Here is an 18,301-nt window from a genome sequence, read left to right as displayed (position 1 = left end):
GAGCCACAGGGGGACTGGTATGTGCCCAACAAAGATTTTATGTTAGCAACCCTTAAAAAAGCCGACACTACAGGCGGGTACTTCATGACAGACAGCAGTACGTGGGTCGCGGCAAAAAAAGAGCTTAGCAACCTTGCGGTTCTTTTTCGTGGAGATGTGATGCTGGTCAATACCTACAATGCTCTCAAGCAAGCAGGTCTTGAGACGGATAAAAAAGTTCTTAGTAAAGCGTTTGTGGACTTTGTGGGAGGGCCGGAAGGACAACGCATCATCGGCACCTTTGGTACACAAATGTATGGTGAGCCGATTTACAATGATGCTGTTTATGCTAAACCCTATGACCGTTAAGGAGAGCCAATGAAACTTAGTGCACGTAATGTGCTTCATGGCACGGTAAAGTCTATCGATATTGGTGCTGTTAATGTGGAAGTCGCTATTGAGCTTGCTCCGCAAGTGTGCATTACTTCTATCATTACCAAAAAATCTTACGAAGCCTTAGGGCTAAAAGAGGGCAAAAAGGCCAGCGTTGTCATCAAAGCTTCAGACGTTATGGTCGGAGTGGAAGACTAGGCCAATCTTAGGTTCAAGGTGTTTTGGCACCTTGGGCTTTTTTTGTTGACACTTTAAAATTTACCAGTTTGCTTATTTGTCCGTGCGACATGGTCTCAAAGTTAAGGTCACCATGATTTTTTAAAACTATATTGCACTCTTGTTTTCTTCAAGCCATGCGTAGCAGGTGGTGAGGATGTCTTCGAGTTTTTCTTGGGTGATGCCTAGCTTTGCAAAGATGGCAAAGATTTTCTCATCTCCTTTGCTGGCCATGTCGGAGATGTGGAGGAGTTTTCCAAGGCGGCCTTGCTTGTCTGTGATGGCGGTTTTGATGTCTTCTTCAAAACTTATCTCGTCAAAAATCTCTTCAAAGGTGGTGTTTAAAAGGGTATCTACCAAGGAAATCATCCCTGTAAGGTAGGCTTTTTCTTGAAACTTTGCATCCAGTTTCAAGGCGAGGGCAAGCTCGCTCATGAATTTTGCCTTAAACAAAGAACTCTCAAGCAGCGGAACAGCAAAGATGTTGTTTTTGGCATCAGAGTATAGGAACAAGGTTAGCCACCTTGCAAGCCCCGTGCGCCCCAAAAGCGCGATAGCGTGGGAGATGGAGGTGATGTTGTTTTTTGTGCCGATGTAGGCGGAGTTGAGGTATTTTAAGAGGTTAATGGTAAGGTCGATGGATTTGGAAAACTCCGCTTCAATGCGCTTGATGGAGACATTTTCGTCGTTCAAAAGGGTGGTGATACGCAAAATGAGAGCGCGCGAGGGGTCGAGTTTTTCTTTTTTTAAAATATCGGGTTTGGAGAAAAAATAGCCTTGAAAATAGTCAAATCCAAGCGCTTTGTAGGCGTGGTATTCCTCTTGGGTTTCCACTTTTTCGGCTAAAAATTGCACTTTATAGTGTTTAAAAAAAGCCATTTTTTCTTTGAGGGCTTCGATGGTCATTTGCGTGATGTCAAATTTTAAAATATGCACCATGCTCAAAATGGGCTCAAAATTTTTAATCAATTCCTCTTGGGTATTCAAGTCATCAATGGCGATGGTGTAGCCAAGCGCATGAAGGTAAGCGATGCGCTCCTTGGCAGCTTCGTCTATCTCTACGTCTTCTAAAATTTCTAGCACAAAGCGCTCTTTGGGGATGATTTCAAGAATGGGGTCGAGCAAAAGGTCTTTGCCTACGTTGATGAAAGCTTTTTTGTCGCCGATAAGTTTATTAAGGCCAAAGGTGGTCAAAGCTGCCACAAGCACACTGCTAGTGGCTTGGTTGTCATCAAACACATCTGCCGTGTTGGTGTTGGAATTGCGGTACAAAAGTTCATAACCATAGACTTTTCCACTGCGCGAAAGAATGGGTTGTCTGGCGATGATGCCGCTTTTTACCATGGTGTTACCTTCACATAATATAAAATATTATACACAAAATTAAGGAGTAATCCTTTTTACACACCCTTACATGTAAAGATGCACCGCTAACCACATGGCCAAAGGTTTTTCAGACGTGTCTATCACCTGATGGGGCGTGTTGGCGGGGATAAGCAAGGTGTCGCCCGCTTTTAAGGCGTGAAGTTCTCCCTCAATCGCAAGGGTCGCCTCCCCTTGGAGTAAGCTCACCCATTCGTCTTCGTTTTGACAAAAGAGGTCACTTTGAAAGTGGGGCGGCGAGACGATGTGGAAGATTTTGGCGTTGGAGTGAGAGAGGAGGGTGGTCGCGTGTTCTTCATTGTTTAAAGGGGGTTTTGGGGCAAAAAGGTTGTAGTGGGCCATGCGCTTCCTTTTTTACGTCATCTTACCCCATTTTTTCTTTACATGTAAAGCTTTTTTCATTATACTTTTTTTTACATAACGAGGAGAGATGATGGAAAAATTGCAACTGGGCGCAGCCTTTTGGATTGACAAGCATAATCACGGGTTTTTTGGCAAAGGACGCATCGAACTTCTCAAAAGCATCGACACCCACGGCTCGTTGGCCAAAGCCGCCAAAGCCATGGGTATGAGCTACAAAGCCGCGTGGGACAGCATGAGGGAGATGGAAGCACTCTCAGGCGAAACCCTCACCCAAAAAAGCACGGGCGGCAAAGGCGGGGGCGGGTCGGCTCTGACACCCAAAGCGCGCCATTACATCGCCCTTTTTGAAACCCTAGAGAGGGCACAAAAAAGCTTTTTTGATGCCATAGAACCCCACTTGGATGACGCAAGGGGGTTGATGCAGTTGCTTTCACGCCCTGCTATTCGCACCAGTGCGCGCAACCAACTAGAGGGCCTTTTAGAAGCCATCACCCCTTTACATGTAAACACCAAACTCACCCTAAGACTAGATGCAGACACGACCCTTGACGCACACATCACCCAAACGAGTGTGGCAGAACTTGGGCTAAGTGTGGGGCAAAGGATGTACGCCATCATCAAAGCGTCGTGGCTCACGCTTCACGCTTCCCCTAAAACCTGCCATCCTTCGCATAATGTGCTCAAAGGAACGGTGATTGCACTCTCTGAATGTGAAAGCATGGCAGAGCTTACCTTGCTGTGTGGCACGCAAAGCCTTGTGGCTACGGGAATAAAAGAGGGCTTTCCCTTGTGCAAAAAAGGCGACACGCTCTGGGCGAGCTTTGACCCCAGTGATGTCATTATTGGATGCTAAGAAGCACTTAAGGGAAGTAGCGTTATATTTTCAAATACATAACGCTAAGGAGTGAAGATGAAGAAGTTAATGCTGGGTATTTTGCTCGTTTGCAGTGCGGTCTTTGCAGAGAAAATCACGGTGTTTTCCGCCTCAAGTACAAAGCTTGCCATGGAAGAAGTGGTTGCGTTGTTTAAAAAAGCCAATCCAAACGCCGAAGTGAACATGTACTACAGTGCCTCAGGAAAAGCTTTTGCTCAGTTTTCCAACGGGTTCAAGTACGACCTTTTCTTTGCCGCAAACATGGGCTACGCAGAAGCGTTGGCCAAACAAGGCGACGCTATTAGCGACCCAAAACCCTTTGTGCTTGGCACGGTGGCGTTATATTCACACAATCCTGCCTTGGTGGCCAAAGGCTTAAGTGTACTTGGTGCATCCGAGGTAAAAAACATTTCTATCGCCAATCCACGGGTTGCGCCTTATGGGGTTGCGGCGATGCAAATCATCGAAAATGCTGGCCTTAGTAAGGCGGTTGAGGGTAAAATCGCCCAAGGGGAAAACATCGGGCAGAGCGTGCAGTTTGTGGACACGGGTGCGGCAGATGTTGGCTTAGTGGCGTTTTCACTCATCAAAAATACCGCAAAACCTGAAGAGTACATGGAGGTGGACCAGGCGTTGTATGAGCCCATCAAACAAGGGTTTGTGGTTACTAAATACGCCAAAGACAACAACACTGCCTTCGCTTTTGCAGACTTTATCTTCACCAAAGAAGCCCAAGACGTGTTTGTAAAATACGGCTTTGGAGTGCCCCAATGAGAGCGCTTTTTCTTGCCGCGTTGTTGAGTTTCACCCTTGTAGCGGGCGAGCTTGTGATTGCGGGTGGGGCAGGCTACAAGCGTCCTATCACGGAGCTTTTGGAACTGTTTGTGAAAGAATCAGGTGTGCGCGTCAACCCCATTTTTGGCAACATGCAGCAGATCAAACAGCAACTTGACCATACGGACAAAGTAGCCCTTTTTTTTGGGGACGAAGCATTTATCACCCGCCTTGGGGTCAAGTACGAGGAAGTAGTGGAACTGGGCAAAGGCAAACTGGTACTCGTATTTGCTAAAGAAAAAGAGGGCACGGTGAAAACGCTTTTTGATAAGAAAATCGCCACAATCGCCATGCCTGACCCCAAGCGGGCCATTTACGGCAACGCGGCCAACACCTTTTTGACGCCCCATCTTGACGCGCTCAAAGAGAAACTGGTGGTGGTGCAAACCGTACCGCAAGTGAGTTCGTATCTGCTTAGTGGCGACGTGGACGCGGGGTTTTTAAACGAAACCGACTACCTTGGCATTGCCCAAAAAGTCGGCAACCGTGTGGTGATTGAAGAGAGCCTTTACGCGCCAATCCGCATCATCGCTGTTGTGCTTGAGGGCAAACAAAGCCCCGAGACTGACTTGTTCGTGGCGTTTCTAAAAAGCCAAGAAGCGCGCCACATCCTCACAAAACACGGACTCTAGCCTTATGGACTGGTTCCTAGGCCCTGCACTGCTTTCCTTACATGTAGGCGCATGGACGGTGGCGCTGCATTTGGTTTTGGGAGTTGGATTGGCTACGTATTTAAGCGGTGAAAAGAGTTTTTTAAAGGGGGTTGTTGACCTGTTGGTGAGCATCCCTATCGTTTTTCCACCCATTGCACTGGGGTTGTTTTTGCTCTTGCTTTTGGGGAAAAACGGTTGGCTTGGCGGGGCGTTAGCCTTGTGGGGTGTGGAGGTTATCTTTAGTTTTTGGGGTGTGCTCATCGCTTCGTTTGCGGCGGGCTTGCCCTTGGTGGTTAAACCCATTCAATCGGCTATCGACGAACAATCCAAACGCTACGCCCAAGCGTCGTACACCCTTGGAAAAGGGAAGCTTGAAACCCTCCTGCGGGTTATCTTGCCCAACAGTAAGAAAGTCATCCTCATCGCCTTGTTTTTAGGTTTTGGACGCTCTTTGGGCGAAGTGGGTATCACGCTGATGCTTGGGGGCAACATCATCGGTAAAACCGACACCCTCTCTTTGGCTATCTACAACCACGCCTTTGGAGGAGACTTAGAAAAGGCTATTATACTCGCAATTGTTTTAGCGCTCGTGTCGGTGGGCATCTTTTTAGGATTGAAAAAATTAGCTTACATGTAAAGAGGAAAGAATGGGCAATGTGTACGTAGAAGAAGACGTAGGGTTGATGGACATCACGACCCTTGGACTGGGCATCGGAGCGTGCAGTGGTGTGATGGAAATGCGCGCCAAAGAGAGCTTGACGCTAAGCGGGTGTGCGCCTGTGAAAGAGATTTTGCAGCACTTGGGACTGGCCTTTAGCTTTGACGTTCATGAGGGCGAAGCGGTTGGGGCGGGGGAGCGCATTTTGCAGTGTATCGGCAATGCGAAGGCCTTGCACCAAGCGTGGAAGGTGTCGCAAAATCTTTTAGAACACCTAAGCGGCGTGGCGAGCTACACCAAAGCCCTCGTCCAAGAAGCCAAGCGGGGAAATGCAGACGTAGAAGTGGTCACCACGCGCAAACATTTTCCAGGCACTAAAAAGATGATGCTCACCGCCGTGCTCTCAGGGGGCGCTTCACCGCACCGCTTGGGGCTGTATGATTCGGTGTTGGTGTTTGCTCAGCACCGCGTGTTTTTGGGCGACAAAGAAGCCCTTGCGCGCCATTTTTGGGAGCTTAAACAAAAGTTTTTAGAGAAAAAAGTCGCCGTCGAAGTGGAAAACTTCCAAGAAGCCCTCTACTTTGCTAGAATTGGCGCAGACATTTTACAGTGCGAAAAGATGGGTGAGAAAGAGCTAAAACGGTGCGTGGAACTGAAAGAAAAATTCCCCCATGTGCTCATTTCCGCCACGGGAGGCATTAACGTGAACAATGCCCAAGCGACCGCTGCATGCGGGGTGGATTTGCTCGTGACCTCTTCGCCCTATTTTGCCAAACCAAAGGACGTTAAAGTGACCATGCAACCCAAGGAAAAACGGTGAATAGCTTACGTGCTACGGTAGTGAGTGTGCAGCAAGTTGGTTTGTTGGCGCAAGTGAGTCTTGAGGTTAGCGGGCAACCCATGCGCGCACTGATGGTCGACATTGACGCGTTTGCGCCTTTAGAAAAGGGGACGCTTGTGCAAGTGTTGTTTAAAGAGAGCGAAGTGCTCATCGCTACGCCACACTCCACCGTGAGCGCGGCCAATGCCTTTGTGTGCCCCGTGGCATGGGTCAATCAAGGAGAATTGGTGAGCGAAGTGGGGTTTGCGTTTGGGGAGGACGAAGTAGTGTCCATGATTACCACGGCATCCCTAAAACGCCTTGATGTTGCGGTGGGAAAATCCTTTATGTGGTTTGTCAAAGCCAACGAAGTCACACTCCAAAAGGTCAAACATGTTAGATGATGGGTTTGTGCAAACCATGAGTTTGACCTTCAAGCTTGCGGGGGTTACGACGGTGTTGTTGCTGTTTATTGGGGTGCCGTTGGGGTATTTTTTGGCTTTTACGAAAACTCGCGTTAAGCCTGTCATTGAGGCTATCGTCTCCATGCCTTTGGTGCTTCCTCCCAGCGTGCTTGGGTTTTACATGCTTGTCTTTTTTAGCCCGCGCGATGGGGTGGGCAAATGGCTTGATGAGACCTTTGATTTGCGGTTGGTCTTTAGTTTTGAGGGCTTGGTGGTGGCGTCCATCATCTTCTCGCTTCCTTTCATGGTACATCCCATCCAAAGCGGGTTTTCGGCACTGCCCAAAAACCTCATGGACGCGGCCTATACTCTAGGCAAAAGCAAACTCAACGTCCTTTTTCGCGTGCTTTTACCCAACATTCGCCCTTCGCTTTTAACGGGCATCGTCATCGCCTTTGCCCACACGGTGGGGGAATTTGGCGTGGTGCTTATGATGGGCGGGAATATCGCAGGAGAAACCAAAGTAGCAAGTATCGCGATTTATGACGAAGTCGAAGCGCTCAATTATGACCTTGCAAACATGTACGCATTGACACTTTTTGCCATCTCTTTTGCCATCTTACTCTTTGTGTACGCTGTAAATAAGCACTTTTTAAAGGCGGAAATCCGATGAATGAACTCTTGCTCAATAAAACCCTTCGAGGTGCGGATGGTCCTATCGAAATGGCCTTACATGTAAGGCTTCAAGAAGCTTCTTTGAACGTCCTTTTTGGCAAAAGTGGGGCGGGAAAAAGCACCATTTTAAAGATGATAGCGGGACTTTTTGCACCCGATTCTGGGCGCATCGTCGTAGGCGGTGAAACGTGGTTTGACGGTGAAAAAGGCATCAACCTCCCGCCTCAAAAGCGCAAAGTAGGCTTTGTGTTTCAAGACTACGCATTGTTTCCTAACATGAGCGTGAGGGAAAATCTGCTCTACGCATTGGAAAAAGAGACCCCAAAATCCAAGGTAAACGAAGTCCTAGAGGTTATGGAACTTGAAGCCTTGGCGAACGAAAAACCAAGCACCCTCTCAGGCGGCCAACAACAACGCGTTGCCCTCGCGCGCGCATTGGTGCGAGAACCTAACATCTTGCTTTTGGATGAGCCGCTTTCTGCCCTTGATTTTGCTATGCGTGCTAAGTTGCAAGACGAACTCTTGCGGGTGCAACGGCACTTTGGCCTCACTACATTACTGGTGAGTCACGATGTGGGAGAGGTCTATAAACTTGCCCAAGAAGTCATCGAGCTTGACAATGGAAAGGTGGTTGCGCAAGGGGTGCCCGCGGAGATTTTTGGCGGAGCCAACATCAGCGGGAAGTTTAAATTTAGCGGCGAAGTGGTCGCCATCGAACCTAGCGACATCGTGTTTGTGGTGAGTGTACTCATCGGCCAAGACGTCATCAAAGTCGTCTCTAGCAAAAAAGAAGTGCACTCTTTACATGTAGGCCAACGCGTCACGCTCTCGTCCAAAGCGTTTAATCCGCTCATTCACGCTCTTTAGAAGGTTTGATAAGACAAGTCAACCGCCTCGCCTCCCGATTTTTTGGCAAGTGCGCTTTTAAAAGAGGGGCCAAGCACGTCGCAAGTTAGGGCTTCTTGGATGAGCGCTTTGTGTGTTTTGGGGTCTAGTAAACTTTGGTTGAGGGCGCGGATGGAGAGGGTTGCAAAGGGGCGCTCTTCTAGCACCACGGTGTCGTTCACCTGCACGTGGCCTTCGTGGAGGACTTTGGCGTACCAGCCTGTGTGGCCGTGGTGAAAAATGGTTTGTGTCATGGTGGGGATGCGGGTGCTTGCACCAAGTTTCCAGCAGGGTTGGCGGGGTTGGGTGACACAGAGGCGCACTTGGCCCACGCGCAAAATATCTCCCACGCAAATATCCTCTTCTCCTATGTCAGAAAAAACCATATTTTCTCCAAACTGCGTGGCCAAAAGCGGGTCAAATGTTTTCTCGCACAGGGCATTGATGGCGGCGTAGGTTTTGGTTCCTAGCATAAAAACAGCCTTGTAAATGCCTCCGTGGTGCGCGGGGTCGCCGTGTTCGTCTCCTTCAAACCCCAAAAGCGAAACTATGGCGCTTTGCACGGGTTGTTTGGCTATGGCAGAGACCATTGTTTTGCGGTTTGAGTCTGGAAGGAAGGTGGTTTGGACGGCGCCAATTTTGAGGGAAAGGACGGTGCTAAAAGGCTGTTGCATGGGGATTCTCCAGTGTTTAGTGCCTCATTTTATTCCAAACGACCTTCGAGAACTTTGATGTATATCAATGCGGTGCCCATGGTTAATCGGATAAAATGACTCCTAAAAATAAGGAGACATGCATGGTATTTCAAGACAAAGCCGATTACACGGCATTTAAAGGGGAGCGGTTGCGCCTTGGGCGCGCATTTCAAGAACTAGGCAATCCCGCACCCATTGTGACCCTTCTTGACCCGCATTTGGAGCCAAAAACCGTTGGGATGGAGGGCAACACCATCCACATTCTCACCGCCCCTTCCTTTGACACGCCCACGTGCGCCAAAGAAGCCCATGAATTTAGTAGGCGTTTGGCCCAGCAAGAAGGCATTGAGGGCATCTTTGTGTCTATGGACTTACCCTTTGCGGCGGCTTCCTTTTGCAACCGCTCCGAGGTGGAAAACCTCACCTTTGTGAGCGATTTTAAAGCCAAAGCCTTTGCCAAAGCGTACGGTGTGCTCATTGAAAACGGGCCGCTAGAAGGGTTGTGTGCGCGGGCTATTTTCATCGTCAGTAAAGATGGTCGCATTGTGTACAAGCACATCGTTCCAGAGATTACGGATGAACCAGACTATGAGGAGGCGCTCCAAAAAGCCATCGCGGCGGCAAACCAAGGAGCGAGTTGCTGTGGTTTTTGTCAGTAGCCTCACGCCCCCGCCAAGCCCCAAAACGTCGCCGTGGCAAAACCTCTTAGCCTTGCCCCATCGGTTGTTTTTCTTTGCGGGTATTGTGCAAGGGGTGGTGTTTGTGGCTTTGCTTGGGATGCAGTATGGCGGGTGGATTGCCTTACATGTAAGGCCCGAATTTTACCACGGCTATGCCATGGCATTTGTGGTGTTTACGCAGTTTTTTGTGGGCTTTTTGCTCACTACCTTTCCCCGTTACCTTGCGCGTCCCAGTGCGCCAAAGTCCGCTTATTTGTGGCCCGCATTGGCCTTGAACCTTGGCGGCGTGGGGTTGGCGGTGTTTAGTTTTGTTTCTGAAGCATGGACGTTGCTTGCCATGGTGCTTGTGCTTGTGGGGTATGGAAAGTTGGTGTGGGTGCTGTGGGATTTTCAGCGTCAAAGTAGCGTGCCTAATAAACAAGACACTTCGTGGATGCTAGTTGCCTTTGCGTTTGGCGCACTCGCCCAAGTGCTGTTTTTTGCCTCTTTTGTTGCACCGACCTTACATGTAGCGCTCACCATGAGCTTTTACATGTACCTCTTTTTGGTGGTCATCGTGGTCTCACAAAAGATGATTCCTTTCTTTGCGGCTAACCGCGTTCAAGGGTACGAAGTGCGCAAGTCCACGTACTTTTTGCCTGTGGTATTTGGCGGGCTTTTGCTTAAAGTGGCGCTAGAGTCGTTGGGGTTTAATGCCTTGCTTGCCGATGGGCTTTTGTTTGGAGTTATTACCCTCGAACTGGTGCGGTGGAAACTCCCCTTTCGCCAGTCTCCGCCTATTTTATGGGTGCTGTTTCTCTCCATCTGGTGGGCACCTGTGGGCTTTTTGCTTTTCACACTCCACGGGCTTTCCCAGTGGTTTGATTTGGGGTGGCATTTTGGCCATGCACCCTTGCATGCCTTAGCACTTGGGTATTTTACAACCGTGCTTATTGGCTTTGGCACGCGGGTGTTGTTGGGCCACTCAGGGCGCACGCCCGTGGCCGATGGCTACGCGGTGGCGCTGTTTGGGCTAGTGCAAACCATGACGCTGTTGCGCGTGGGCGCGGACTTGGTGCCTAGCCATTACATGAGCCTTATTGGCCTAAGTGCTCTAGCGTGGTTAGGGGTATTTGGCTGGTGGGCAGGGCGGTACGGGAAGATTTTGTTTGAGAAATAACAAGGACGTGTTAAGGGCGTATTACTTTTTAAGACTAGCCCAAAAGATTTAAGAGGGTTTTGGTCAAGGAGGGTTAAGATTGACGTAAAATACCACGTTAATTTTAAAGGAGCGACCATGACCCGAAGTATCGTAGGATGGATTTGTGCAGGCGTGTTGGCCTTTGCCAATGGGGCGCCTGTGGTGTATGAAGTAGAGGGCAAGACGTATGAGGGGTACTATACCTCACCCCATAAAACGGCGCCTTTAGTGTTGTTGGTGCACGATTGGGATGGATTGGATGGGTACGAAAAAAAGCGCGCAAGCATGTTGCATGAGATGGGTTATGCGACCTTTGCGGTGGACATGTTTGGTAAAGGCGTTGTCGCCGACACGGTGGAAAAACGGCGCGCATTGACAGGGGATTTGTACAACGACCGCCTCAAGATGCGCGCGATTTTACAAGCAGGTGTTGACGCGGCAAAGCGGGTGGGCGCAAATGTAGATAACGCCATAGGCATCGGCTATTGTTTTGGCGGTACGGTGATATTAGACTTTGCTCGTTCAGGTGCGCCACTTAAAGCCTTTGTACCTTTTCATGGAGGGTTGGCTACGCCACAAGGGCAAAGCGTGGAAGGCATCACGGGTGAAGTGGTTGTGTTTCACGGAACCGCAGACACGGCCATTAGTATGGAAGAGTTTGCCACCTTTGCTAAAGAGCTTGAAAGTGCAGGCATTTCCCATGAAATGCACACGTACAGTGGTGCGCCCCATGCGTTTAGTGTGTTTGGCACACCCCGTTACCATGCCGAAGCTGACCGCAAGTCGTGGGAGCGTTTTAGTGGGTACTTGAAAGAGGTTTTTGGGAAATAAAGGAGTCACCGAGGCTCTTAGCCTAGCCTCGGTGTTTTTCTAAGGAGTGTGGAAGTCAACTATTTTTGGATGTCGTACTTCACCGTAACAGCATCGCCAGACTTGATGGCGCCAAACATAACCGAAGGTGGCGTGATGCCAAAATCTGTCATGTTTACCTCAAAGCTTCCCGCCACACGGTCTACTTCGATAACTTCGGGAGTAAGGATTTCTTCTCGCTCCATGTCGAGCACTTTAAAAACACCGCGGAGGGTTTTGTTTTCCATGTTGTGCTCTTTAAGGGAAAAGGTGATGACATTGCTTTTGTCGATTTTAAGGGCTTCGTAGGCTTTTTTATCAAGGCCCGGATCGCCGCTTTTAAGGGTTTCAATTTGCACCCCCACATCAAGGGCTGAAATCACCCCGCCTTCGCTCTCAAACGCACCCACGTCGATGGCTTGAGAGACCATTTTCCAGTCGTGCAGTGTTGAAGTTCCGTGAATTTCAACACTGCTTTGTGCAAAACACATACTTGAAAGAAATAAAATATTAACCATAAATTTTTTCATACTTTCTCCTGAGGGTATTAAAAATTAAGGGCTGCTGAAATCATAAAGCCATCAAACTCTGCCTTCCCGTTGCCGCCGTAATCAGAAAAGTTTTTACGCTCGTGTTTGATGTATTCAGCTTTAGCGACGGCATTTTTAGACAAGAACCAACCAGCGGTGAGTTGATATTGGGTAAGTTCTGCATCACCATAGTCGCGAACTGCATCATCATGCTTAACTACAGCATTTTCGTAACGAGCTGCTAAATAAAACCGGTCGTTAGCAAAGCGCTGTACAATATCAAACGCATAATGGTTCATATCTATGCTTTTGCCATCGGCTTTTTTGCCATCAACAATTTCATAAAGACCGTAAAATTCTGTATCGTTGTATTTGACAAAAAAGTTTGTTTTGGAGGCAAAAATATCAGCATAGCCTGACACTGCATTCCATGTTTGTTGTGAAGTATCCTTGGCAGCTTTCCCAAAGATATTGGCAAAAACATCCCCGCTTTTATCTCCCGAATATAAATCTCCACGAGCTGTTTTTTCTTGCCAGTAAACAGACTCAGTAACCCTCACACGCAAGGCATCGTTGAGCTGCTTGTCAAAACCTACTTTGCCATAAAGAGCATAAGAGGCATTTTTGGCATCGTCGGTGTCATTTGATTTTACAACATTATTGGGCTGTGCTTTGCCATTAGTAAGACCGCCCACAACAAACGCGTTGAGTGTTGGCAAACGGTGCAATACTTCTACATGAAAGGCTTGCATGTAAGACTCAACAGCCAAGTTGCCCACAAAAGGGTTTCTCATAACATCAGCATTATCAGTACGGCGGTAATGGTCATCACCAAAGTTGATGTCATTAACCCCGATTTTAATGGTAGTGTTGGCCATTAAACCCTCAAGAAACCTTGGAGCAATAAAATCAAGGTTGTCAATGGTCGCGTAACCACCTTTGACATAAGCTTCAGGGTGATGGCTAGAAGAAAGCATGGTTTGCAATTTGACATTAAAACCACTCATGATTTTAGCGTAAATATCAAGATTGGCATTAGGGAGAATTAGCCCATTTCCAATCTCTTCCTCGGTGCCTGTTACAGGTGTGTAGTCCTGTGTTAGCCCTTGATAGTAAAACGAAAGGGCCGCCTTCCAGTTCCACTCTACATCGGTAAATTCGGATGTGTCTTTTGCGGGTTCGAAAACATGTTGAACTTTAGCGCTGGCAAGTGATGCGCACAAAACAGTACTAAGAAGTACGACAGTAGACTTTTTCATAAAACTTCCTCCTGAAAATATAATTTCAAGATTAATTTTATCAGTTAGTTAATTTTTTTAAAATGGATTTTAAATACAAAAACTTGTACTTTTTAAGACCCATTGCGAAAAATTTTTGGTGCGACGCCAACTTCTCGTTTGAAGAAGCGACTAAAATATGCAGGGTCTGAGAATCCTAAGCAATAAGCAACTTCATTACATGTCATGGTTTCAAAAGAGAGGAGGCGCTTAGCTTCTTGAAGGGTTTGGTTACGAATGTATTGTCCCAGACTTTGGTCGGCCACTTCACTGGTTGCTTTATTGAGAAGACGAACACTTGTGTTGAGTTTTTTGGCGTAAAAGGTGGGTTTGGCGAGGGCATAGTGGTTGTGTGCAATGGCTTCGTTGAGTTTTGCAATGAGGGTTTGGCTAGCTTGCGAGGCTGGTGCCGAAGGAACACAACGTTGAATGTAGACGAGCAAAATTTGTAAAAGGCTGTTAATGGTGTGTTCTTTAAAGGAAAGAGATGTGTGATACTCATCCTCTAGGGCTTTAAAGGTATTGTGGATCATCATGATTTTTTCGCGGTCTTCTAAAAAAACAAGGTCACTTTGAAAGGCTGAGATACGATTTAGAAAAGAAGGGTCAGTAAAAGCAGTCGCGTCAAACTTTAATACATAACCTTGTAAGTCTTTGATGGTTTACCCCATCCGTGAACGCGGTTGGGGTAAACCAAAAAAAGGCAAGGCTGATTGATGAAGTAAGATTCATTATCAATACAAAAGCGCGCTTCGCCTTTGAGGGCAAAGAAAAGCTCATAACACCCATGTTTGTGCAAAGGAACTGGGTCGATAAAATCAATTCTACGCACACGAAATATCTCTTTACTAAGGATATAGCTAGGGTTGATGTATGCTGGCATGGTCATGAATCCTCCTTGGTACGATTCAAGTATTTTTCGTCAATTAAGAGAAAAAGTGGCTTATAATATTAATATCCTACTCTAGATTTTGAGTATAATTATTGTTTAAGGTGATTATACTCAAAAGAAATGAGAAAAAAAATGGATTTTTCGATACTTTTTTTGTACTTTTTTAAATGCTTTGGTAAAAAAATAATTTTCACGTAATAGTTTTATAAATAAATAATTCGTCGTATCTGAGGAAGAGAAGAGAATTATTCTAGTCAAGAAACACTTCGATCAACCTTCAAAAATATTAAAAGCCTTTTTATCCTCATACATGCGCGCATCAGCAGTAGCAAGGAGTGTATCCATCTCTTGACCGTCTTGTGGAAAGAGCGCATACCCTATGCTGGCACTACTTGAGACGGAAATATCGTGAATCAAATACGCCGTATTAAGGGCATGTTTAAGGCGCTTTCCTTGGTCTAAAAGCGCCTCCAAGGAGTTGGCATACGGGAGCACAACAACAAATTCATCACCCCCGATTCTGGCCAAAAGTGCCTCTTTTTTGAGGTGTTGTTTGAGGTGTTTGACAAAAGAAACAAGAAGTTGGTCGCCATAATGGTGCCCATAGTGGTCGTTTAGGGGTTTGAGGCGATTGATGTCGATGACAAGGATGCCCACGTGTTGATTCTTCAGTCCCGCTTTTAATAGTAAATCTTCTAAAAAACCTTCAAAATAACGGCGATTCCATGCACCTGTGAGGTGATCGTGGTAGGCTAAATACTCGATGTGTTCTTGGGCTTTGGCATAGCGGTGAACTTCGTCTTTAAGTTTTTCATTCAAGATAATGGCGCGAATGGCGGTAATGGAATTGGTGCGGGCTTTGAGCAGCAGTACTACTTGCCACACCAGTGCAATGGCCAAAAGGATAAGGTAAAAAAAGGCTTTTGTTTGGATATACATATCAAAAAGCCGCCACATTAAAGGAAGCATCGCCCCTAAGGTGTGGGTAAAAAACTGGACAGGCATAACACTAAAGCTCAGCATCCCAATAATCACCAACGTGGAAATAGCGATAAAAGAGAGAGAAAACCCCAAGTATGAATCCGCAGGTACAATAAAAGCAAACAACCCCCACACAACACCAATCAAAAATCCAATACCAATACGAAGCGGTACTTGGGTGTAGATAGTGTTTACATGTAACCCCTTGGCAAGAACATTTTTTTCATATTTCCACGCGAGTCCGCCAAGAAAAAAAAGCACCAAAGCCCAGCAACTAATCACCAAAATAGAAACATCGAGGGTATAAAGCACGCCAGAAGCTAGGACAGTACCTGCAATCAAAGAGGCAATATTTCCCATGGTATTGCCAAAATAAACGCGAGCACGCTCTAGGTTGACGCGCTCTAGAAGAGCAGGAGAGAGAGGATGATTTTTAGGGATTCCAAAAAACGCAAAGGTTTTGAAGTTCATGGCACTGCCAGTGTTAGATTTGCAACAACGGGTTTAACTTTAACATACCCTTGCTTTAAAAAAAGATGGCAAAATTGCTTTACATGTAAAGGGTGTAAGACTTGGTATAATGCCCTCTTTATTCTAAAGGAAGTTTATGGAAACACGTGATAGTAACGGAAATATCTTAGCCGATGGCGACACGGTAATGACGGTAAAAGATTTAAAAGTCAAAGGAATGCCAAAAACCCTCAAGCGTGGTGAAGCCATCAAAGGCATTCGTCTTACAAGCAATGCAAACGAAGTAGAGTGCCGCATTGGCAAGAGCACAGTAGTGTTAAAAACAGAGTTTTTGAAAAAAGCGTAAGGCCTTTACATGTAAGCGGGCGCAATGCCCGCTTTGTTTAGGCGCTGAGGTTTGCGTTGGCAAAATCCCAGTTAACCAAGTGCTTGAAAAAAGTCTCCAAATAATCAGGCCGTCTGTTTTGGTAGTCAAGATAGTAGGCATGTTCCCACACGTCCACTGTGAGGATGGCTTTTTGTCCGTGTGCTAAAGGGGTGTCTGCATTGGGGGTTTTGGTGATTTTGAGGGTGTCGCCTTCAAGTACCAACCACGCCCATCCGCTTCCAAACTGTGTTGCACCTGCGGTTTTGAACTCTTTTAAAAACGCTTCAAAATCACCAAATACCTCTTTGATTTTTGCAGCTATGGCTCCCGTGGGCTCGCCACCGCCGTTTGGTTTCATGGAGTGCCAGTAAAAGGTGTGGTTCCACACTTGCGCGGCATTGTTGAAGATGCCGGCTTTACTAGCATCTCCCGCAACAGCTTGGATGATTTCCTCAAGAGTTTGGCTAGCAAGTTCGGTACCTTCGATGAGGTTGTTCAGATTAGTAACATAGGCTTGATGGTGTTTTCCGTGATGAAAACCAAGCGTGTTGGCGCTGATATGGGGTTCAAGAGCATTGGGAGCGTAGGGTAATTCAGGTAATGTAAATGACATAGTTGTTCTCCTTTAAGAAAAGTTATTGTTTGCATTTTACCTATATGGGACTTAAAGGATACTGGCGTTTTAAGAGAAGATGTGCGGGGAAAGCTCCCCGCAGTCTATTAGGCTGTTTTAAAAACAGCGAGCGAATGGCTAAGGGTTTCGGAAAGCTTTGAGAGATGCTCTGCTGCTGCTGCAATCTCTTCAACGCTCCTAGCATTGGTGGAGGTGAGTTCGTTGAGGGTTTGAATGCGCTTAAGGGTTTGGGCAGTTTCTGTTGCACCTTTTTTGGCGTCTTGCACTGTTTGCAGTGCAATGGTTTTGGCATGCGTGATGCCTTCAACACTTTGTCGCATCAAGATTTCAGTGTTTTTAGCTCTTTCTCCTAAAACCCCAATGTCTTTAGCGCTTTTTTGCATTGTGCTTACCGCACCGTTTATGGATTGGACGATAACCGCCACAGTGGCATTGCTCTCATCAAGGCTTTTTTGGGTGCGTTCAGCCAGTTTTCGCACCTCGTCTGCTACGACTGCAAACCCACGACCATGATCACCCGCGCGCGCGGCTTCAATGGCTGCGTTGAGGGCCAAAAGATTGGTCTGATCGGCAATATCTGCAATGACCATGAGCACTCCCTTAACTTCTTCTGCTTGTGCGCTAAGTTGTTCAAGTTGCACAGAAAGTTCATTTTGCTGGGCTACTACTTGTTGAAGCTGGCCTGAGACTTCCAAAACTTCTTTAGCTGCTCCATCTACCTCAGAAGCAGAGGTTTGAATGAGCTGACCCGAGTGAGAAGAGCTTTCTTCGCTGGTTTTTAAAAGAGAAGCAACCGCTTGGGTGGCTTGGGTGGTTTGGTCCATTTGAGTAGCACTCTCTTCGGTGCGCTTCCCAATACTCAAAGAGGTGCTGGAGAGTTCTTGGGCCACAGATGCATTTTCAATGGCGGTGTGTTTGGCTCCATCAATTGCCCTAGAGAGGTCGCGCAAAAGGGCGTTTACAGCACTCATCGCATCGGCGATTTCATCATTTGTTCCTGTGTCAATGACGGTGCTGAGGTTTTTGGTTGCTTGAATCTGCTCACAGGCCATTTTGGCTTTAGACACAGAAGCCTGAATGGAGCGGGAAATAACAATAAACGCTATAACGAAAATTAGCCCAATGATACTTAGTACAACCTCAAGAAAAATCTCATTTTTTTCAATAGTTGCAATGTTATTGTTTCGCATGCGCTCCACTAAGGCATCGGAGATCTTCATAAATTCATCAAAGGTAACTGCAGACTCTTGGGTGAGGCGTGCGAGGGTTTGGTGTTGGGCAGGATGGGTTTGTGCGAAACTCTCTTGTTGGGTTAGACGCCCGTGAGTTTGCAAAATACCAAGGCGCGGTTCATTGGCCTTAACCCATGCTTGGGCAAGGTTTTTGAGGTTGCGCAAACGTTCTTGGTTTTCTGTGGAGCGGGTAATGGAGAGAAGTTGGTCAAGGGTTTTTTGAAGGTTTTGATACGCATTGTTGTAGCCATCAAGGCGCTGTTGAGAAAGGAACATTTGGTAGCCTCGTAGCTCTGCCATGGCGGTAGCAGCATGGTACTCAATCTCTCCTAATAACAACATGCGCGTGAGCGCTGTTTTAGAAAAAGTAGAACTC

Annotated in this window: 22 protein-coding genes and 2 pseudogenes; 14 read left to right on the top strand and 10 right to left on the bottom strand. The window is 47.1% G+C overall.

The features are described from left to right. Together JWV37_RS10195 and JWV37_RS10190 are read left to right on the top strand one after the other, a co-directional pair. Positions 1–348: pseudogene (locus JWV37_RS10195) on the top strand (ABC transporter substrate-binding protein); the annotation flags it as partial. Positions 349–357: 9 nt separating this feature from the next. Next, a complete protein-coding gene (locus JWV37_RS10190) occupies positions 358–570 on the top strand; it encodes a TOBE domain-containing protein (protein ID WP_240332162.1) in 213 nt (70 codons plus the stop codon). Between the two features lie 126 nt (positions 571–696). Here the strand turns inward: JWV37_RS10190 and JWV37_RS10185 are convergent, their stop codons facing one another. Together JWV37_RS10185 and JWV37_RS10180 are read right to left on the bottom strand one after the other, a co-directional pair. After that, on the bottom strand, positions 697–1,932 hold the full coding sequence (locus JWV37_RS10185; RefSeq protein WP_205459699.1) for an EAL and HDOD domain-containing protein: 1,236 nt from the start codon (positions 1,930–1,932) through the stop codon (positions 697–699). A 66-nt stretch (positions 1,933–1,998) separates the two neighbouring features. Further along, positions 1,999–2,313 carry a cupin domain-containing protein gene (locus JWV37_RS10180; RefSeq protein WP_205459698.1) on the bottom strand — a complete coding sequence of 105 codons (315 nt, stop codon included), beginning with the start codon at positions 2,311–2,313 and terminating at the stop codon, positions 1,999–2,001. 91 nt (positions 2,314–2,404) lie between these two features. Here JWV37_RS10180 and JWV37_RS10175 point away from each other — a divergent pair, with 91 nt between their 5' ends. From JWV37_RS10175 to JWV37_RS10140, 8 genes are read left to right on the top strand one after another with little or no spacing between them, the layout of a single operon-like run. Next, positions 2,405–3,187, top strand: coding sequence for a TOBE domain-containing protein (locus JWV37_RS10175; protein WP_205459697.1), 783 nt, complete (start codon positions 2,405–2,407; stop codon positions 3,185–3,187). Positions 3,188–3,244: 57 nt separating this feature from the next. After that, positions 3,245–3,982 (top strand): molybdate ABC transporter substrate-binding protein, encoded by a 738-nt coding sequence (gene modA / locus JWV37_RS10170; protein WP_205459696.1) that lies wholly within the window; start codon positions 3,245–3,247, stop codon positions 3,980–3,982. Continuing rightward, a complete protein-coding gene (modA, locus tag JWV37_RS10165) occupies positions 3,979–4,674 on the top strand; it encodes a molybdate ABC transporter substrate-binding protein (RefSeq protein ID WP_205459695.1) in 696 nt (231 codons plus the stop codon). Before modA (JWV37_RS10170) ends, modA (JWV37_RS10165) begins: the two co-directional genes overlap by 4 nt. Before the next feature lie 4 nt (positions 4,675–4,678). Next, entirely contained in the window at positions 4,679–5,332 is a 654-nt protein-coding gene (locus JWV37_RS10160) for a molybdate ABC transporter permease subunit (protein ID WP_205459694.1), read from the top strand. Positions 5,333–5,342: 10 nt separating this feature from the next. Then, entirely contained in the window at positions 5,343–6,173 is an 831-nt protein-coding gene (gene modD, locus JWV37_RS10155; protein WP_205459693.1) for a ModD protein, read from the top strand. Then, positions 6,170–6,577, top strand: a complete 408-nt coding sequence (locus JWV37_RS10150; RefSeq protein ID WP_205459692.1) for a TOBE domain-containing protein — start codon at positions 6,170–6,172, stop codon at positions 6,575–6,577. The genes modD and JWV37_RS10150 overlap by 4 nt, the downstream gene beginning before the upstream one ends. Beyond that, positions 6,567–7,250 (top strand): molybdate ABC transporter permease subunit, encoded by a 684-nt coding sequence (gene modB / locus JWV37_RS10145; protein WP_205459691.1) that lies wholly within the window; start codon positions 6,567–6,569, stop codon positions 7,248–7,250. Before JWV37_RS10150 ends, modB begins: the two co-directional genes overlap by 11 nt. Then, positions 7,247–8,119, top strand: a complete 873-nt coding sequence (locus tag JWV37_RS10140) for an ATP-binding cassette domain-containing protein (protein ID WP_205459690.1) — start codon at positions 7,247–7,249, stop codon at positions 8,117–8,119. The genes modB and JWV37_RS10140 overlap by 4 nt, the downstream gene beginning before the upstream one ends. Here the strand turns inward: JWV37_RS10140 and JWV37_RS10135 are convergent. Then, complete coding sequence (locus JWV37_RS10135) at positions 8,116–8,811, bottom strand: MOSC domain-containing protein (protein ID WP_205459689.1); 696 nt, start codon at positions 8,809–8,811, stop codon at positions 8,116–8,118. The two genes, JWV37_RS10140 and JWV37_RS10135, sit on opposite strands and share 4 nt — an antisense overlap. Positions 8,812–8,933: 122 nt before the next feature. Here JWV37_RS10135 and tpx point away from each other — a divergent pair, with 122 nt between their 5' ends. The 3 genes from tpx to JWV37_RS10120 all read left to right on the top strand — a co-directional run bounded on the left by tpx (position 8,934) and on the right by JWV37_RS10120 (position 11,523). Then, positions 8,934–9,491 carry a thiol peroxidase gene (tpx, locus tag JWV37_RS10130; protein ID WP_205459688.1) on the top strand — a complete coding sequence of 186 codons (558 nt, stop codon included), beginning with the start codon at positions 8,934–8,936 and terminating at the stop codon, positions 9,489–9,491. Then, complete coding sequence (locus JWV37_RS10125; RefSeq protein ID WP_205459687.1) at positions 9,475–10,671, top strand: NnrS family protein; 1,197 nt, start codon at positions 9,475–9,477, stop codon at positions 10,669–10,671. Before tpx ends, JWV37_RS10125 begins: the two co-directional genes overlap by 17 nt. 117 nt (positions 10,672–10,788) lie before the next feature. Next, complete coding sequence (locus tag JWV37_RS10120; RefSeq protein ID WP_205459686.1) at positions 10,789–11,523, top strand: dienelactone hydrolase family protein; 735 nt, start codon at positions 10,789–10,791, stop codon at positions 11,521–11,523. A 59-nt stretch (positions 11,524–11,582) separates the two neighbouring features. On the opposite strand, the gene JWV37_RS10115 is transcribed toward JWV37_RS10120, so the two are convergent. The 5 genes from JWV37_RS10115 to JWV37_RS10095 all read right to left on the bottom strand — a co-directional run bounded on the left by JWV37_RS10115 (position 11,583) and on the right by JWV37_RS10095 (position 15,692). After that, a complete protein-coding gene (locus JWV37_RS10115) occupies positions 11,583–12,071 on the bottom strand; it encodes a YceI family protein (RefSeq protein WP_205459685.1) in 489 nt (162 codons plus the stop codon). A 17-nt stretch (positions 12,072–12,088) separates the two neighbouring features. Further along, the gene (locus JWV37_RS10110) at positions 12,089–13,330 is read right to left on the bottom strand and encodes a hypothetical protein (RefSeq protein ID WP_205459684.1); all 1,242 of its coding nucleotides are present in this window, start codon (positions 13,328–13,330) and stop codon (positions 12,089–12,091) included. 92 nt (positions 13,331–13,422) lie between these two features. After that, positions 13,423–13,884, bottom strand: coding sequence for a helix-turn-helix domain-containing protein (locus tag JWV37_RS10105; protein WP_205459683.1), 462 nt, complete (start codon positions 13,882–13,884; stop codon positions 13,423–13,425). A 95-nt stretch (positions 13,885–13,979) separates the two neighbouring features. Further along, positions 13,980–14,237 (bottom strand): cupin domain-containing protein, encoded by a 258-nt coding sequence (locus tag JWV37_RS10100; protein WP_205459682.1) that lies wholly within the window; start codon positions 14,235–14,237, stop codon positions 13,980–13,982. A 273-nt stretch (positions 14,238–14,510) separates the two neighbouring features. Then, a complete protein-coding gene (locus tag JWV37_RS10095; RefSeq protein ID WP_205459681.1) occupies positions 14,511–15,692 on the bottom strand; it encodes a GGDEF domain-containing protein in 1,182 nt (393 codons plus the stop codon). 136 nt (positions 15,693–15,828) lie between these two features. Here JWV37_RS10095 and JWV37_RS10090 point away from each other — a divergent pair, with 136 nt between their 5' ends. Beyond that, the gene (locus JWV37_RS10090) at positions 15,829–16,038 is read left to right on the top strand and encodes an alkylphosphonate utilization protein (RefSeq protein WP_205459680.1); all 210 of its coding nucleotides are present in this window, start codon (positions 15,829–15,831) and stop codon (positions 16,036–16,038) included. A gap of 37 nt (positions 16,039–16,075) precedes the next feature. Here JWV37_RS10090 and JWV37_RS10085 read toward each other — a convergent pair whose 3' ends face one another. Both JWV37_RS10085 and JWV37_RS12975 read right to left on the bottom strand, forming a co-directional pair. Next, positions 16,076–16,672 carry a superoxide dismutase gene (locus JWV37_RS10085; protein ID WP_205459679.1) on the bottom strand — a complete coding sequence of 199 codons (597 nt, stop codon included), beginning with the start codon at positions 16,670–16,672 and terminating at the stop codon, positions 16,076–16,078. Between the two features lie 107 nt (positions 16,673–16,779). Beyond that, positions 16,780–17,277: pseudogene (locus tag JWV37_RS12975) on the bottom strand (methyl-accepting chemotaxis protein); the annotation flags it as partial. Between the last annotated feature and the right edge of the window lie 1,024 nt (positions 17,278–18,301).

It is taken from the genome of Sulfurospirillum tamanense, assembly GCF_016937535.1.
GTDB classification, from domain to species: Bacteria; Campylobacterota; Campylobacteria; order Campylobacterales; family Campylobacteraceae; genus Sulfurospirillum_B; species Sulfurospirillum_B tamanense.
The sequence above is the reverse complement of the archived record's forward strand: the minus strand, read 5'-3'. Positions and strand labels throughout refer to the sequence as shown.